Origin of the sequence: Microbacterium sp. H6 (assembly GCF_003314775.1) — a bacterium.
GTDB classification, from domain to species: Bacteria; Actinomycetota; Actinomycetes; order Actinomycetales; family Microbacteriaceae; genus Microbacterium; species Microbacterium oxydans.
In genome coordinates this window covers 1,606-1,963 of record NZ_QOAY01000080.1, presented here as the reverse complement: position 1 = coordinate 1,963, position 358 = coordinate 1,606, and the positions used below count along the sequence as shown (strand labels likewise).

The following is a 358-nucleotide window of genomic DNA, read 5'->3' as shown; positions in this document are numbered from 1 at the left end:
GCGGTCCTCGCGGTGCTCACGGAAGCCGTCGACCGCGCCCGCGCCGGCGGCGGCCCCTCCCTGGTCGAGGCGCACACCTATCGCATGCAGGCGCACACCAACGCCGACGACGACACCCGCTACCGCGAGCGCGAGGAAGTGCAGGCCTGGCTCGCCCGCGACCCGCTCCTGCGCCTGCGCGCGCATCTCACTGCGACAGGGGCGCTCGACGCCGCCGCCGAGGAGCGCTTCGCCTCGGGTGCCGAGGAGATCGCGGCGGCGATGAGGGCAGCGCTGAACACCGACGCAGACCTCGATCCCGAAGACCTGTTCCGCTTCGTGACCGCGACCCGCTCCCCGCAGCTCGGCGAGCAGTGGC

At 74.0% G+C, this 358-nt stretch carries 1 protein-coding gene; it reads left to right on the top strand.

What is annotated here, in order from left to right:
- On the top strand, positions 1-358 hold a 358-nt coding region (locus DSP71_RS05815; protein WP_258546283.1), incomplete at both ends, for a thiamine pyrophosphate-dependent enzyme.